This is a genomic window from Streptomyces sp. iso_384, from assembly GCF_056172905.1.
Window position 1 is genome coordinate 5,673,444 of the sequence record NZ_JBWBTT010000001.1, and the last position, 16,557, is coordinate 5,690,000.

At 66.2% G+C, this 16,557-nt stretch carries 13 protein-coding genes and 1 pseudogene; 10 read left to right on the forward strand and 4 right to left on the reverse strand.

Going from position 1 to position 16,557, the window contains the following annotated elements; translation table 11 throughout:
• The first annotated feature begins 865 nt into the window (after positions 1-865).
• The 9 genes and pseudogenes from AC0VY3_RS25385 to AC0VY3_RS25425 all read left to right on the forward strand — a co-directional run bounded on the left by AC0VY3_RS25385 (position 866) and on the right by AC0VY3_RS25425 (position 12,482).
• Complete coding sequence (locus AC0VY3_RS25385) at positions 866-1,393, forward strand: hypothetical protein (protein ID WP_475550679.1); 528 nt, start codon at positions 866-868, stop codon at positions 1,391-1,393.
• A 9-nt stretch (positions 1,394-1,402) separates the two neighbouring features.
• Entirely contained in the window at positions 1,403-2,323 is a 921-nt protein-coding gene (locus tag AC0VY3_RS25390) for a hypothetical protein (RefSeq protein ID WP_475550680.1), read from the forward strand.
• A gap of 146 nt (positions 2,324-2,469) precedes the next feature.
• Entirely contained in the window at positions 2,470-3,981 is a 1,512-nt protein-coding gene (locus AC0VY3_RS25395) for a peptidoglycan-binding protein (protein WP_475550681.1), read from the forward strand.
• Positions 3,978-4,673, forward strand: coding sequence for an ABC transporter ATP-binding protein (locus tag AC0VY3_RS25400; RefSeq protein ID WP_475550682.1), 696 nt, complete (start codon positions 3,978-3,980; stop codon positions 4,671-4,673). The genes AC0VY3_RS25395 and AC0VY3_RS25400 overlap by 4 nt, the downstream gene beginning before the upstream one ends.
• Entirely contained in the window at positions 4,670-5,911 is a 1,242-nt protein-coding gene (locus AC0VY3_RS25405; protein WP_103512815.1) for an ABC transporter permease, read from the forward strand. The genes AC0VY3_RS25400 and AC0VY3_RS25405 overlap by 4 nt, the downstream gene beginning before the upstream one ends.
• A gap of 40 nt (positions 5,912-5,951) precedes the next feature.
• Positions 5,952-7,511, forward strand: a complete 1,560-nt coding sequence (locus AC0VY3_RS25410) for a penicillin-binding transpeptidase domain-containing protein (protein ID WP_103512814.1) — start codon at positions 5,952-5,954, stop codon at positions 7,509-7,511.
• Positions 7,508-7,651, forward strand: a pseudogene (locus AC0VY3_RS25415) (ABC transporter permease); the annotation flags it as partial. The gene AC0VY3_RS25410 and the pseudogene AC0VY3_RS25415, both read left to right, overlap by 4 nt.
• A 279-nt stretch (positions 7,652-7,930) precedes the next feature.
• Positions 7,931-12,217, forward strand: a complete 4,287-nt coding sequence (locus tag AC0VY3_RS25420) for a golvesin C-terminal-like domain-containing protein (protein WP_475550683.1) — start codon at positions 7,931-7,933, stop codon at positions 12,215-12,217.
• 91 nt (positions 12,218-12,308) lie between these two features.
• The gene (locus AC0VY3_RS25425) at positions 12,309-12,482 is read left to right on the forward strand and encodes a hypothetical protein (RefSeq protein ID WP_181011123.1); all 174 of its coding nucleotides are present in this window, start codon (positions 12,309-12,311) and stop codon (positions 12,480-12,482) included.
• A 156-nt stretch (positions 12,483-12,638) separates the two neighbouring features.
• Here the strand turns inward: AC0VY3_RS25425 and AC0VY3_RS25430 are convergent, their stop codons facing one another.
• The 3 genes from AC0VY3_RS25430 to AC0VY3_RS25440 all read right to left on the reverse strand — a co-directional run bounded on the left by AC0VY3_RS25430 (position 12,639) and on the right by AC0VY3_RS25440 (position 14,584).
• A complete protein-coding gene (locus tag AC0VY3_RS25430; protein ID WP_242742680.1) occupies positions 12,639-12,878 on the reverse strand; it encodes a hypothetical protein in 240 nt (79 codons plus the stop codon).
• 118 nt (positions 12,879-12,996) lie between these two features.
• Positions 12,997-13,491, reverse strand: a complete 495-nt coding sequence (locus AC0VY3_RS25435; RefSeq protein ID WP_181011124.1) for a MarR family winged helix-turn-helix transcriptional regulator — start codon at positions 13,489-13,491, stop codon at positions 12,997-12,999.
• Between the two features lie 88 nt (positions 13,492-13,579).
• Positions 13,580-14,584, reverse strand: coding sequence for a PP2C family protein-serine/threonine phosphatase (locus tag AC0VY3_RS25440; RefSeq protein ID WP_475550684.1), 1,005 nt, complete (start codon positions 14,582-14,584; stop codon positions 13,580-13,582).
• A gap of 381 nt (positions 14,585-14,965) precedes the next feature.
• Between AC0VY3_RS25440 and AC0VY3_RS25445 the strand changes: the two genes are divergently transcribed.
• Positions 14,966-15,295, forward strand: coding sequence for a nitroreductase family deazaflavin-dependent oxidoreductase (locus AC0VY3_RS25445; protein ID WP_475550685.1), 330 nt, complete (start codon positions 14,966-14,968; stop codon positions 15,293-15,295).
• A gap of 299 nt (positions 15,296-15,594) precedes the next feature.
• Here AC0VY3_RS25445 and miaA read toward each other — a convergent pair whose 3' ends face one another.
• Positions 15,595-16,533 (reverse strand): tRNA (adenosine(37)-N6)-dimethylallyltransferase MiaA, encoded by a 939-nt coding sequence (miaA, locus tag AC0VY3_RS25450; RefSeq protein WP_103512809.1) that lies wholly within the window; start codon positions 16,531-16,533, stop codon positions 15,595-15,597.
• Positions 16,534-16,557: the final 24 nt, after the last annotated feature.

Below are 16,557 nucleotides of genomic sequence, written 5' to 3' on the forward strand. Positions count from 1 at the left end.
AAGCTGCCGCACCTCTGCACGATGCGCTTCCGCAACACCCGGGGCAAGCAGCGAGGAGTCGGGATTCCCCACCTCCGACACGACCGTCGAGCGCCTGAGCGAGCTCTGCAAAGGTCGCGGGACCACACCGAGGACCATCGCCGGACAACGGGAGCCCCTCGGCGAGATGCGCTCCGAGAAGTACGCGAAGGCATGGCTCGCTGCCGCAGACGTGTCTTCACGAATTTCCGAATGCGGTAAGCGGGGACCTCGGGTGTCCGCCCTGGCGCCGGGTTCTCCGCCGAACCTCCCCCGACAGCGGGTGAGCCTTGCCCTTGGCGTCTCGGACGAACACGCACTCTCCGACGGCTCGTCGCTCCCAGAGAGCGGTAGGCGACGCAAGGCCCGTTTCAGGTCACACGGGGCGCGCTCACCGAACCCGGACTTTTCCCTCACCCCCACACCTGACCGCCGGCCCACCCGCCATCCAGAGTCCCGCAAGCCCCCTGCGCAGATAACGAAAAGGGGACGACGAATCCCCGACCGGCATGGCGATTACGGGAACCCCGAACCCACCACTGACCGACCAACCGCCAATGCTCGCAATTGAGTTGACGGCACATAGGCCTTGAAGCCCGCACACGAGCGACAGACCGCGGCCGACATCCGCGCTCTACAAGATCGTTATCTGGCAGGTCTAGACCGATCCCCGGAGTAGTCGCCTAAGATCCGAACAGGGGGAATAGGGCCGCACCGGCGTGCATATTCTGAGACGCCGAGAGAGGCCCTGCACGTGTCATTTGACGCGCATACACTCCCCCGCAACGATCCATTGCTTCGCTTTCGGATCAAGCCTGAGCAATCAACCCGAGCTGGAGTGAATATAATGCGTGCTGCGACAAAGCGGGCTTCTGTACTGTTCTCCGCGTTGGCCTCCCTGGCTCTTTTCTCGCCGTCACAGCCGGCCGCCGCAGTGGAATCCTATGCCAACGTGAGTGACAACTGCGACATTCCGCAGAATAATTGCTCGTACGGTGATCTCCATTTGTATTACAACACCATTGCTCACGGTGGCTACACTTCCGCCCGCGCTTCCTTCTACGCCAACATCTACAACTATGCGGGACAGACGGTCAGCCCGAACGGTGCCGCAGTCGTTCACTACAAGTTCGTTTTCGGTAAGAGTGACAGCGGGCACAACTCATCAGGGACGGGCGTGGCGGTGAAGAACCAGGCCGGTTCTGTTGAGAACTGTGCCCCTGCCGACTCCTACCGGGTCTACTACAACTCTGGCTATGCAGGAAGTTCTCAGTTCTTCCAGCACACTTACGGCAGCATGTACTGCGCCGGAGGAAAGCAGGTCGACCTGAACGGCACACTGCACAACAACAACGCCTCACAGCACTTCGCCTAGGAGTCGATAATGGTGAAGAAGTTTCGTGTTGCGGCAGCGTGCTTCACCGTGGTGGCACTTGCGGCAGGCTGCGGGGACAACGCAGGCCCTCAAGACGTCGCCCGAAAAGGTCTCGCTTCAAGTGATCCCGACGGAATTCCAGCCCTTCCTTCCACTCCCCAACGAGGGCTCTTGAAAGGTAAGTCACTTCCGCTGGAAGACTACATGCAAACCTATGAGCAGACAGTCACCATCACCAACGCTGTCGGCGCTCTTCAGACGGAATGCATGGCCAAATATGGATTCGACTTCCAGCCGCCGCCTGCAGGGAGAACTCCGCCTCCCAACGACAATGATGTGAACATTGAGAGACGCTACGGAATAAGCGACCGGGCGCTCGCAAAGGATCACGGATACGGAATCGTGGAACGCGGGCAGCAAGCCGGCGCCGAGATGCCCGAGTTGAGCGCAGCTGCCGCGCTTGTCATGTCTGGCCGCTCCGGCAAGGGCGGTGATGCTGCACAGCTATCACACCGGGGAAAGGAAATCCCGGAGGGTGGGTGCAGCGGATGGTCCGTCCGAAAGGTCGGAGCGGACGCGATCGACATGGCATTGGCGAGCAAGCTCAGCTACGAGAGCTTGGCCGAGTCTCAGGAGGCACCTGCTGTCCGAGCCGCACTGAATGAGTGGTCCGACTGCCTGAAGGCCGAGGGCTACGAGGCTGCGACCCCTTTCGATGCCATGGACCTCGCGAAGACGGACGAGGCGGAGATATCCGTTGCGCTTGCAGATCTCGACTGCAAGGAATCAACCAACCTCCTGGGTATCTGGCTTGCCGAGGAAACAAAAATTCAACGCTCACAGATCGAGCAAAATCAACTGGAGCTGCGTGAAGCCAAGGAGAAGAACGCAGCTGCCGTGAAGGCCGCAGAAAAGGCACTGCGCAACTGACCTCGTCCGATGTCCACGGTGACGGGGGCCGAGTCGGCGGACGTGCGCCACCGTACACCGCAAGAAAAATTGAGTCCCGGCGGCCAGGGGCAGTGCGCCCTCGGAATTCGTGTTCCTCATATCGGTCAGAATGGAAAATTTCCGCAGTGTCGAAGGATGACTCGGATGTGTCGTCAAACTTGAGTGTCCGGCGCAGGTGGGCCGGTGGCGTTGTCGTCGGCGCAGTGGTGCTGTCCACGCTCAGTGTGGGCATCGGCCAGCAGATCAAGTCGCCGGCTCAGGCGATTGCGGATTCGTCCCCGCCAGCTCCGTCGGTACTGACCTCTCCTGTCGAGTACCGGGTGCTGGAGACCTCGGTGATGCTCCGCGGCACCGTAACCGCAGCACAGTCGGTGGACGTGACGCCGACAGGCGGGGCGCCTGGGGCGGCGTCGGCCGTCGTCACGAAGCAGCCGGTCTCCGTGGGCCAGGACGTCCGTGCCGGACAGTTGTTGTTGGAGGTTTCCGGGCGCCCGGTCGTCGCGCTCAAGGGCAGCCTTCCGGTCTACAGGGACCTCAAGCCGGGAGCCGACGGCGACGATGTCGCGCAACTGCAGTCAGCGCTTCAGGCTTTGGGGCACCACATCAGTGGGGATCGGCGGGGCCATTTCGGTGCCGGCACCAAATCGGCTCTGACCGATTTCTACAAGAAGCTGGGCTACGAACCGCGGCCCGCCGCCCCCGAGGGGGAGACAGGTGTCTCAGAGGCCGAAGGCGTGGTCGTGGATGCACAGCGTGCGGTGGAAGATGCACGGGATGCACTGGAGGACTCGCGGGGTACGGCCACCAACGTCGAAGCTCCGCGTACAGGTGTCGCACCGGCCGGTCCTTCCGCGTCTCCGCCGGATTCGGCGCCGGCACCTGGCGCCCTGGACCGGACCGGCGGCGTCGATACGCCGAGTGACCTGCGTAAGCAGCTTGAGCGCGCCAAGGACGACTTGCGCGAGGCACGCGAGAAGTTGTCACAGGCCGAGATGATTGCAGGGCCCATGCTGCCGGCCTCCGAAGTCGTCTTCCTTTCGGAGTTCCCGGCACGGGTGGATGGTATCGACACCAAGGTCGGTTCAACCGTCACTGGCAGGGCGCTGAAACTCTCTGCCGGCGCGTTGACGGTTCAGGGCTATCTCCAGCCTCACGAAAAGGGCCTTGTGCGGCCACGGCAACATGTAGAGGTCTTCTCCGAACTGACCGGGAGGTCCGCCGCCGCCACCGTCTCCTCCGTCTCCGAAGCAGCCGCGAGCGAACAGAGCACCGTCCCCTCGGAGAGCAATGAGCGCGCAGCGACCGGAGCCAAGGGATATCTGATGGTGGTCAAGCCCACCGAACGACTCCCCCGCGATATGGCGGGCCAGGATGTACGCCTCACCGTGCGCGCCGCGTCGACCAAGGGCAAGGCGCTGGTGGTCCCCGTGTCAGCCATCGCCGCCGGTGCGGACGGCCGGACCGCGGTGACGGTCCGGAAGCCTGACGGATCACAGCGTCGCATCGCGGTCACGGTCGGCGCCTCGGGCGACGGATACGTAGAAGTGCGTGCCGAGGGCAAGGAAGAGCTGCACCAGGGGGACCACGTACTCACAGGAGTTCGCGATACGCACGTGACCGGCAAGGCGTCACAGTGACGTCGGCCCCCACGCCTGCTGTCATCGAACTCCGCCAGTGCGGTCTCACCTACCCGGGCCCGCCTCCTGTGACGGGCTTGTCGCCCTGCGACCTTCTGGTGCGGCCAGGAGAGTTCGTCACCGTCGTCGGGCCTTCAGGAGCAGGAAAATCCACGTTCCTGAATGTTCTCGGACTGTTGGACACCCCTACCACAGGGAGTTTTCTGCTGGACGGTATTGACACGGGATCCCTGTCCGACGCGCAGCGCACGGCGTTGCGCGGCAGGCGCATCGGCTTTGTGTTCCAGTCGTTCCACCTGCTGCCGTATCGGACGGCATGCGAGAACGTGGCCATGGCCCTGACCTACGGTGGCACCGCCCGCAAGGAGAGAGCAGCGTTCGCGAGGAGCGCTTTGGAGCAGGTGGGCCTGGGCCACAGGATGGATGCTCTTCCCACCACTCTCTCTGGAGGGGAGCGACAACGCGTGGCCATCGCCCGTGCCTTGGTCGGGCGTCCGTCGCTGCTGCTGTGCGACGAGCCCACCGGAAATCTGGACTCCGCCACCGCTCAGTCGGTCCTGCATCTCCTGGACGAACTACACGATGACGGCATGACCGTCATCGTCATCACGCACGACCCGACGGTGGCGTCGCGAGGCCGGCGCACAGTCAGCATTCGAGACGGATACCTGAACGAAAAGGCGCGGCGATGAAAGCGCACCTCCGAAGGCGGCCTGCAGTGGTACGCCCTTCCCGTATGGCGCTGCGAGACCTGCTGGCCGAGGCAATGGCGGGAGTACTGCAACGCCCCGCACGCTCAGCGCTCACGTCCCTGGGCACTGTGCTCGGTGTCGGTACGTTCGTTGCGATCCTGGGTCTGACGTCGACAGCCTCATCGCAGATCGACGAACACTTCGACGCCCTGACCGCTACCGAGATAACCGTCGAGGACATCGCCCGACAGTCCAACCCCTTTGTGGAGCTGGGCTTTCCCGAAGACGCGGAGGAACGGGCGCAGAGGCTGAACGGGGTTCAGCACGCCGGCGTGCACTGGCCGGTGAATCTGGGCGTCGACGAGCAGGTGCGCTCCTCGCCTGTCACCGTGGGAACCGTCAGCCGGAGCATTCCTGTGCTTGCCGCTTCGTCCGGAGTCCTTGCCGCGGCAGAACCCACCGTCGTGCAGGGCAGGTCGCTGAACACCTGGCACGACCGGACACGACAGCGCGTCGCCGTGGTGGGGCCCGGTATCGCTTCCAGGCTCGGCATCACCACCCTGGAGACCCGTCCAGCGCTGTTCATCGGTGACGAGGCGTTCACGGTGGTGGGCATTGTCGAGACGGTCGAACGCAAGCCCGATCTGCTGCTCAGCGTGATCATTCCTCGATCCACCGCCTACGAGCTCTGGGGGCCGCCGAAAAGCGCCGCTTCCATGCTGATCTCCACCCGGCTGGGTGCGGCTCCTCAGGCGGCCGGGGAGGTGGCCATCGCTCTCGACCCCGCTCACGCCGAGTACTTCAAGGTCATTCCGCCCCCGGACCCCAGAGCCCTACGCGATGACGTCAGTGGGGACCTCGACCAGCTTTTCCTCCTCCTGGCGGCCATCTGTCTCTTCATCGGAACCATCGGGATAGCCAACACCACGCTGGTGGCTGTGCTGGAGCGCACCGGGGAGATCGGGCTACGTCGCGCGTTGGGCGCGCGCGGTCGCCACATCACCAGCCAGTTCCTGGCCGAGTCCGGGGTCCTCGGAACTCTGGGCGGGCTGGTCGGTACGTCGCTGGGGACCGTCACCGTCGTCTCTGTGGCGATGGTCCGGGAGTGGACGCCCGTCCTCGACCCCATGGTCGTGGCTGTCGCCCCGGTCATCGGACTCGCGACAGGAGTGTCCGCCGGCCTGTATCCGGCGTGGCGTGCGAGCCGTATCCAGCCCGTCGAGGCCCTGCGCCGCTGAAACCCCTTCGTTTCCGCCCTCACCCCCACAGGAAGTACTTATGCGTTTCACCCTACGGACGACCGCGTTCACCCTTGCGGTCACCGGGGCCATCGCCGCCGGGGCCTACGGCATAGCCTCCTTCATCGTGTCGGAGAACGTGCCGGACGCCGCAGAGGAGTTCTTCGCCGCCTGGTCCGACGGAGACCTCGACAAGGCTTCGAAGCTCACCACGGACCCGCATGCGGCGCTCCTGGCCCTGAAGGCGTACAAGAACCACGTGCCCACCACGGGCGTGAACTTCACCGCCCACGATGTCGAAGGGTGGCACGTTCCCTTCACCGTGACAGCGCACATCTCCACCCGGGACGCCAAAGGCAGTTGGTCGTACGAGTCGCAACTCGACGTCCGCGACGACCCGCAAGGAGGCGAACGCGTCGTGTGGAAGCCCTCCCTCATCCATCCGGAGTTGGCCGGCCACGACGGCTACACGCTGAAAGCCGTGACGACGGCCCCCGAGACATCCGTCCTCAGCCGCGAGGGCACCGCGCTGAACAAGCAGGATCAGCCCGGGCTCTCCCAGGTCATCGACCAGCTCAGGGAGCGCTACACCTCGCAAGCGGGCACAGAAACCCTCGACGTCCGCATGACCCCGCAGTTCGGCGACGGTGAGAGCACGACCATCGCGCACGTGATCAAGGGCAAGCCCGGCACGATCCGCACCACCATCGATCCCGCCCTTCAACAGGCGGCCGAGGCAGCAGTCGTCGAAAACTCCGGAGCCTCCGTCGTCGCGGTACAGCCCAGCACCGGAGAGATCCTGGCGGTGGCGACCTCAGCGAAGGGTGAAGTGAACCCTGCTCTGGAAGGTGTCGAAGCACCAGGCTCCGTGTTCGAGATCGTGACCTCCGCCGCCCTGCTGGAGCAGGGGGCGGTCTCAGCGACCTCTGCCGTGGCCTGCCCCGACCGTGCCACAGTGGCCGGAACCTCCTTCACCAACCAGAATCTGAAGAACGCCGGTACAGGCGGCACATTCACCGATGTCTTCGCGGCTTCCTGTGACACCGCGTTCGCGGAACTGGCCGGCGAACTCGCGCCGGGGGCACTGGCCAAGGAGGCGAAGAACGTCTTCGGCCTCGGTCTCAACTGGCAGACCGGCGTCACCACATCGGACGGAGCCGTCCCAGAACTCACCGGCGCGGACGGAGCGGCGGCGGCAGTCGGCCGCGGCGAAGTCCGCCTCAACGTACTCAACCTCGCGTCCATCACGGCCACGGTCAAAAGCGGCGCTTTCAAGGAACCCCTCCTCGTGACCGCCGACGTGGCAGGCACCGAACGGCTACAGGCCGAGCGCCCGCTCTCCGACAGGACCGCGCAGCAACTGCGCGCGATGATGAACCACAACGCGTCACACGGCACTGGGGCCGAAGTCATGACGGGGAGCGACGGCTCATTCGGATCCATGGCTGGGCTGGCCGATCAGGGCGCCGGTCAGGCAGCTCATGGGTGGTTCACCGCGTTCAACGGGGACGTAGCCGTCGCATCAGTAGCGCCTGCCGCCGGCCAGGGCGTCACGAGCGCCGGAATCATCACCCGCGCCGTACTCGACGCCGACCGGTGAACGCACACCGTCAGCAGCCGGTCATCGACGCGGAAAACCAGGCCGCCGCACCCTCCCTGGCCCTGACCGCCGGCCTCCTTGCCGGTCTCCACCCGGCCTGGCGCGCCTCCCGGGTTTCACCGGTCGAGGCACTCCGACGCCAAGCGTCGCCACAAGCCCCGGCCCCGACTGCGGGGCCGGCTCACCGCACCGCTCAGCCGTGCGGGAACCACCACTAGTTCTGGAGAGACTTGAGATTCCAAAGAAGAGCACGGATCCCGCTGGTGGTCGTAGCTGCCACGGCCGTGCTGGGGGGACTGGTGCAGGCTACGGCCCGGGCCGAGGAGCTCGGCCCCGACAAGCCCGTCGGCAAGAAGCCGTCCGTCCAGAAGGCGGACAGCAAGCAGCCGGACACGGTGCCCCCTGCAGAGCGTGCAGCAGTGCTGGGCAAGGACTACACGAAGTCCGGTGACCTGGCCTGGACGACGACGAGTGACGCACAAGGCTTCCATCTGCTGACCGCCCGGGAGAAGGACGGGTACACGTGGCAGACCACAGCGTCGCTGTCGGAGCCGGGCTTCGACACCGACGCCTGGATCGGCAACGCGTGTCTGACTGGCTCAGGCAAACGTGCTGTGGTGGTGTACGCGCCACGTACGTTCACCAACAAGCCGGAACTGATGGCCCGCGGCGCCTTCACGGCGGTGGTCGAACTGAACACCGGTGAGGTCACCAAACTGCCGCTGCGGGCATCACTGTCGTACTACAACCCGGGCTGCGGTGTCGGCGAGAGCGCGGTGCTGACCCAGTCCGGCGGGGAGGACAAGGCCGCGACCCGGCTGATCAAGCTGGATGCGGCAACGAGCAAGCTGTCCGAGCCCATTGTGACCGAAGGCCAGGTCACGTCCTCGGTCATCACCAAGAGCGGAGCGATCGTCGGCGCGTCTGGCCCTCAGATCGTCAGGATCGACACCAAGGGTGAGCAGACCGCGGTGGCCAACACGGACGCGGTGCCCTACAGGCTGGTGCCCGATTCGGACGGCGGGCTCGTCTTCCTGGACAAGCAGCCGGCCACGAAGAGCAAGAGCCGCAAGGCGACCACAGGGGACAAGACACGGGCCAAGCGCCTCACCGGCGGTGAAATCGGCAGGCCCGACGCCAGGAAGGCCAAGCCGTCCGTGCTGGCGGAGGGGCCGGTGGCCGACACCGGTCTCACCCGGAGTGCGGGCACCGTCTTTCTGACCGGCAAGGCCGAGCAGGTCTCCGGCAAGAAGCTGCCCAGAACGGTGCGCCACCTGGCCAAGGCGCCCAAGGACGCGAAGGTCAGCACCCACGGCGCGGCGGTGCTGACAAAAACCGCCTGGAGCGATGGCCAGGGCGCGCTGATCCAGTTCGAGGACCAGGCGACGCGTCCGGTCAACGTCGAGATGACCACGCTGGACAGCGGCAAGACGGCGGCATTCACGGTCGATCCCGAGAAGCGTCCCAGCAGCAGGATCGGTGAGGGCCGGGAACGTACACCGGCCCTGAAGGGGCCTGCGGGCAAGGGCAAGCGCACGGCGAAGAAGTCTTCCGCCGACGGTCTGAGCACCCAGCTGGTCGGCGCTCAGGTGTTGGCGGCCGGGAACCGTAATGAGGTCGTGGAGTCGGAGCGGGTGTGCTCGGTACCCCGCAACGACCCCGGGAACCAGGCGATGCAGCCCAAGCCGCGGCAGGTCGAGTGGGCGGTGAACCAGGCCATCCGGGGTGAGTTGGACCGGCATGCGACCCGCCATGCCAACTGGAAGAACCTCGGGATGCCGGTGTACTCGCCTCAGTCACTGTTTCCCCGCATGCCACTGGAGGGCGGCGGGCTGGGCGACACGGTGCCCGCGCAGGTGATGCTCGGCGTCACCGCGCAGGAGTCCAACATGTGGCAGGCCTCCCGCGTCGCTGTACCGGGAGTTACGGGCAACCCGCTGATCGGCAACTACTACGGCATCGACTACTACGACGGCGACACCTCCAACGAGTGGGACATCGACTGGTCCGAGGCTGACTGCGGTTACGGCATCACCCAGGTCACCGACCACATGCGTATGGCAGGCAAGGAGGACGGCAAGGGCGGCGCCGCCTGGGACTACCAGAAGCAGCGCGCGGTCGCGCTCGACTACGCCGCCAACGTCGCCGCGGGCCTGCAGATCCTGATCGACAAGTGGAACACCACCCGCAAGGCCGGACTCCAGATCAACAACGGCAACCCGGCCAAGCTGGAGAACTGGACGTTCGCCCTGTGGGCCTACAACTCGGGCTTCTACCCCAACAAGGGTGACGGCAGCCCGTGGGGCGTGGGCTGGGCCAACAACCCTGCGAACCCCGAGTGGGACGCCGGACGCACGCCGTTCATGGAGGACTTCTACGGCAACGAGGAAGCCTCCGACGCCGCGCACCCGCAGGACTGGCCCTACCAGGAGAAGGTCCTCGGCTTCGCCGCGCACCCGCCGTCCTATCTGGAATCCCCCGGCACGATGGTGCCCGCCTTCCGCGCAGCCTGGTGGAACGGCACCGAGGGCACGGCCAAGGTCGAAGGCTCGGCCAAGTACAACCGCGCGCAGGTCAAGCCCGCCGAGGACACCTTCTGCACGGCGGGCAACGGCTGCGATCCGGGCAAGATCGGTGACGGCACTCAGAACGAGGCCGGCGCCGGCCCCTGCACCCGCAGTGACTTCAAGTGCTGGTGGCACCTGCCGGTGGAGTGGAAGGACGACTGCGACTACTCCTGCGGTAACGACTTCACCCGCTTCCCCACCAGCTGGGCCGAGGAACCGGACGGCACCGCCTACCCGCCCAACTGTTCCACCTCGGGCCTGCCGTCGAACGCCATGATCATCGATGACCTGCCGGAGGGCACTCCAGTCGTCAGATCAGGGTGCAGCAACGCCGACTGGACCAACCAGGGTTCCTTCTCCTTCGACTTCGGCGACGGAGAATCCGGCAGCCACCCCACCACCTCATACACGAAGTGGCCGGCCAAGGTCGACCTGCACCAGCTCGGCGCGGGATTCGGCAGTCACTTCTACTTTGGCCACACCCGCAAGGATGACTTGCAGGGCAACCGGCTCAAGTTCACCGGCACCTGGACCCTGGACAAGGAGGTCAACGGCCCCGCAAAGGTCATGGTGCACCTGCCGGACCACGGCGCCCACACCAAGTACGCCACGTACAAGATCCACACGGCCAAGGGCGTGAAAACCCGGACCGTGGCGCAGAAGGGCGACAAGAACCGCTGGGCTTCCCTCGGCGCGTTCATGTTCAGCGGCAAGCCCAAGGTGACGCTGTCGACCATCACCCCGGACGGCACGGGTGACGAAGACATCGCATTCGACGCCATTGCCATCTCACCGATCAATGGCAAGTTCGTCGAGCGGAACCTGACCGCTGCGGCGATCTTCGACCCGAACCAGAATCTCGACTCCAACATGCCGGAGGAGCTGAAGACGCCGCTACGCACGATGACCACCTTGTACAACTGGGCCATGGGTCATGCGAAATCGGGGCCCGACTGGCAGAACCCGGAGGCTGACCACTTCGGCATCACCTGGCGCGCACGCTGCACAACCACAACGCCGCGGGGCGAGTGCAGCGGGCAGAAGACCTATGACGCCGCCGACCAGTGGGCCAAGGACATCAAGGCCGGCGGGAAGGAGCCGCGGGCAGATGACTCGGAGCCGTCCATGTCCATCCCGGTATGGATGGCTATGTCCAACCAGCGGCCCGACCCGTCGCAGCCCGCGAGCGTCGCGCTGAAGGACGACAACGCCTACAAGATCAAAAGTGATGTCGAGGTGAGCTTCATCGTCGACAACTCCACCGGCAAGATCGTCTCCGGCAGCGAGTCGGCAAGCTACCGGGCCCGGGTGGGCAACGCGCATCTGCCGCACTTCGTCACCAACATCATCAAGGCCATCGAGGCGGACTACGGGATCACTGCCCCGTACATCGACTACACGACCCAGGACGCTCTCGAGTACGGACGTGACCAGCAGGTGCGCCCGTACACGGACGGCGACACTCCCGGGCAGGCATACTTCCCGCACTTGCGGGGTGCGCGCGTCAACGAGGACAACACGTGCGTTGACATCCGTGCCGTCGGTGGCGGAGTCCATGGCTACCGCCCGATGGTCGCGAACAAACACGTCAACGACAATGTCAAGGCATGGGTCGACAAGGTCAAGGCGCACCCTGAGATGAACAAGGGCATCGCCGACTTCGCTGGAGACATCTACTCGATGTTCTTCAAGAACGACGGCAACAACAATGCCTTCGGCAGCCTGATCGGCAACGCCCCGCCCATCTGGCAAGACATCGCGGCCGCCTTCTGCGCGGACGGCAGCGTAAAACCGACGCACAAGGCCGACAACCGTGACGCGAACCCGTCCAACGGCATCGTCTACCAGAGCTACATGCCCGACCTGTACCTCTACATCGACGACACCATGACCGACAATCTTGGCCGTCCGTCGAGCAAGCCGATCGAGAAGGGCGACTGGAGGAACTTCGGTAACCTTCCTGCGGGCAACGGCCACGCGTACGGAAAGTGTGACGTCGTCGAGCGCGGCAGCGGCGGTAACCCGTGGATCATAGATCCGCCCGTGCCGTTTATCGGTGACGGCCCGGGCAAGCGTCCGGCCGGAGTCGTGCACTGCGACGATCCGTCCAAGGGATTCATCGAGAACATCACTCCATAGAGCCATGAGCAAGAACGTCACGCCTCAAGGCTGACGCACCCGGGGCCGCCTTCATGGCGGCCCCGGGACACCACACTGAAAGGCATGCACTATGGGATCCGGTGCGAGCGTCGTCATCGCAGTTCCGCTGTTCTTCCTTCTCGCCCTCGCGGCGATTTTCTGCGCGCTGGTCGGCTCGAAAACCTCGGCAAGGACGGGCTGGCTCTTTGCGGCGATCCTCATAGGCCTCCCGCTCGCCCTGTTCATCGCCTTCTTGATCCCCTGAGTTGGTCTTCAGGGCTCTGTCGATGTCCTCGCTCGCGTCCGGTCCAGCCGGGCCCCGGGCCATGAAGTCGGCTGACCCGACCTGAAAAGAGAAGTAGCGGCGGCCAGGAGCGGGATGGGCACCCGCAGGCGCGTGCTGCCGCCGTTGGACAGCCGATCACCACTGCTCAGGGCCCCCTCCTCGCCACTCGACCAACGCCGGCGTGGCTATCTCCTCTCCGTCGAGATCGATCCCCACCGCGCACAGGAAGTCGATGACATCGGAGACCGAGCGGGCCAGGCCGAGTTGCTTGCCTCGGACCGTTACGTATCGGCCGCCGTCCTCGTGTGCGGTGTGCACGATGACGGGAGGCGGTAGGTCCGCCTTGGCGCCGCGCACCGTCGAGTTGCGGAACACGGCGCGCGACCTGTGTGTCCGGCCGAACCGTGAAGACGAATCTGCGGGTCGACGAGTCATGTTGTCCAGGTCTCCTTTCTTCCCGGATGCGGAACAGGAAGACCAAGAACGCACCTGGTCAGCCTGCTGTTTCGCCCCAGCCCAGTGGGTGAGGCCCGGTACCTTCGTCCAGCAGCGGGGCCGGCCGTTCGCCGCCCGCCTCGTTGAAGTCGGCCAGTGCATCGATCAGCGCCGTCCGCTGGTGCGGAGCGAGACGCTGAACGATCGACGCGATCTCCTGGCGCCGGCGCGCTGTGACGTTCTCCACCGTGCGGTGCCCCTCCTCCGTGAGCCGGAGCAGCGTCTCCCGGCGGTTGTGCTGATTGGTCTGCCGGTCCGCGAGCCTTGCCGCGATCAGCCGGTCGACCATACGCATCGCCGTCGACGGCGCCACCCCCAACAGCTCCGCCAGCGTGACGAGCTTGGTGGCACCACGCGTGGAGAGCACCACCAGCATCCGGAACTGCGGCAGCGTCACACGCTCCTCGACCTCCGCCAGCGAGCGCGCCGACACCGCGACCAGCAACCGGGAGGCCGTCAGCACCGCCCCGGTCACCGCATCCACATCGTCCATACGCTCCGCGGGAGCGACTTTCCTGGCCATGACACCTTTCTACCTTGCTCCCGACGCGGTGCGCACCGCGATCAACGGCGTCCATGGCTCACCGCCGCCGGTGACGCAGCAGAAGCATCGCCGCGTCGTCGTGCAAGGGACCGTCGGCGTGGTTCACCACGTCCTCGCGAAGCGCTTCAAGACCCTCCTCGGCCTCTGCGGTACACAGCAGTCCAGCTCGTTCCCGCAGGGGGTAGAAGGTGCCGTCGGCGTCACGTGCTTCGGTGACTCCGTCGGTGTAGAGGAGAAGTTGGTCGCCCGGAGCAAGACCGGACCGGTAGGTTCGGGGTGGCTCTCCACCGTGCGCGCCCAGCCCCAGAGGCAGGGCATGGACGGGTGGGCCGGCAAGGTCGACGGAGCCGTCCGCGCGGACGATGACGGGCGGGGGATGCCCGCAGTTCAGAAAGACAGCGACCCCCTGCTCCGTGTGTATCTCGGCGAGGACGGCGGTTACGAACTTCTCTCCGTCCGCCTCGCGGGCCACTGTGCGCTCCAGCCGGGCGGCGAGCGCGGTCAGGTCGGGCTCGTCGTACGCCGCCTCACGGAATACGCCCAGGACCGAGGCCGCCGTCTCCACCGCGGCGAGCCCCTTGCCCTGGACGTCCCCGATGATGACGCGGACTCCGTACGGCGACGCCACCACCTCGTACAGATCGCCGCCGATACGTGACTCCGCGGCCGCGGATGTGTAGGAGGCAGCGGCCCTCAGCCCTCCGACATGGCGAGGCACGGGCCTTTGCAGCACGCTCTGGGCCACCTCGGCGATCGAGCGTACGCCGGCCAGCTCCGCCTCGCGCCGCATACGCGACCCCGCGGCCAAGGCGCCGGCAACCGTGACTCCGGCGACCGATGCCATCGCTGTGTAGCCACGCCTGGTATCGAAGAGCCCGTCGTACATTCCCAGGCCGGCGCACAGCAACAGAGCCAGCGCGCCGATGAGAGCTGTACGCCGCCAGGTGCCGATCAACCCTGCGAAGGCGGGGCCGAGCGCCACCAGCGGGAGGAAGCCGCCCTCCGGGCCGGCTGTGAGATCCATCCCCGCCACGACCGCCATCATCACGATCGGCAGCCAGGACAGGCCCGTCCAACCGTCCCTTCGCTTCTCGGTGATCACGGTGCTCCCAGCAGATCGGCGACGTTCAAGAGGACCGCTTCCCCTCAGCGGACAAGCTTTAGACTATGCAAAGCTTGCCTATGCTAAGGGTTGACTCTGGCTTCCGTTACGCAATCGGTTCCCTGCACTGCCCCAGGAGGCGGCTCGATGACGCCAGTACGACACACCGGCCAGGACAGCTCTCTACCGCGGCGTGGCTGGCAGTCGCGCCTCGCACGGCTGCCCATAGCTCTCTACCGCGGGGGCTTCGGGGCGGTTCTCGGCCGGCGTTTGCTGCTTCTGCACCACACCGACAGGGCCAGTGGCTGTATCCACCACACGGTGCTGGAGGTCATCGCGTACGACGCGGAGCGGGGGCACTGGACCCTGGCTTCCACTCCTGATGCGGCCTGGTACCAGGATCTCCGGGCAACGCCCATGGCGACCATCCAGGTCCGCAACCGCCACTATGCCGTCACCGCCCGCTTCCCGGACGCCGACCAAGGTACGGAGATCGTGAGGCGGCACGCCACCGCGCTCTCCCGCACTCTGCGGCGCCTGTGCGCTGCCGCGGGAATCGTCGGGAACGGAGCGGCCCGAACCCACACGCATTCCGGGCGCCCCATCGCTCCCATGCGCCTCGATGCCGCCCCCGGCCAGCGTCTCCCCTGACGCTCTCCTGGTCCGGACCCCCGGCCGGCCGAACCGAGGATCCCTCGCGTCGTCGTCGGACCCCCGCCACGACGCCGGGCCGGATCACGGCCGGATGGCGCGGCAGGTACCAGGGCCCCCCGCCCATCGCTCGCGCAACCGACTGCCCATCAGCGAAGTCGGCAAGCGGACGGCCCGCATCCGCAGTGGCTGTTCCTGGCTGTCGAAGCCTGGTGAGGCCTCGCGACTCAGGGTCCTTCCTGAACTGCGTCGATGCGGTACCGAGGGCCCCTACTGCACGTCGCTCTTCGGACATGCGATCAAGCTGTGACCGCTCGTTCGACCAACGTCAGCGCCCGGTGCGGGAGTTCCCCCCGGTCACGGTGTCCGCCGCCGAGCCACACGACACGCGGGTCGCGGCGGAACCACGAGTCCTGACGGCGGGCGAAGCGCTTGGTGGCGCGTACGGTCTCGGCCCGCGCGTCGTCCTCGGTGCACTCCCCCGCGAGCGCCGCGAGGATCTGCTGATAGCCGAGGGCCCGGGAGGCGGTGAGGCCCTCGCGCAGCCCGGACTTCTCCAGGGCGCGCACCTCGTCCACAAGTCCGGCCTCCCACATCCGGTCCACGCGCAGGGCGATGCGCTCGTCGAGTTCGGGGCGGTCCACGTCGACGCCGATCTGCACGGCGTCGTAGACCGGCTCGTCGCCGGGGAGGTTGGCGGTGAAGGGCTTGCCGGTGATCTCGATGACTTCGAGGGCGCGCACGATGCGGCGGCCGTTGCTCGCCAGGATGGACCGGGCGGCGTCGGGGTCGGCGGCGGCGAGGCGGGCGTGCAGGGCGCCGGAGCCGCGCTCGGCCAGTTCCGCTTCGAGGCGGGCGCGGACCTCGGGGTCCGTACCGGGGAACTCCAGGGCGTCGATGGCGCCCTTCACGTAGAGCCCGGAACCACCGACCAGGACGGGTGTGCGCGCCTCGGCGAGCAGCCGGTCGATCTCCAGCCGGGCCAGGCGCTGGTACTCCGCGACGCTGGCGGCCTCGGTGACGTCCCAGATGTCCAGCAGCCGGTGCGGCACGCCGTCGCGCTCGGGGAGCGTCAGCTTCGCGGTGCCGATGTCCATCCCCCGGTAGAGCTGCATGGAATCGGCGTTGATCACCTCACCGCCCAGCCGCTGGGCCAGAAAGACCCCCAGATCCGATTTTCCGGCTGCGGTGGGGCCTACGACGGTGATGACGCGGGGGGCGGAGGTGGGAGGGGTCACCCGGACAGTCTCCCAAATATCCGG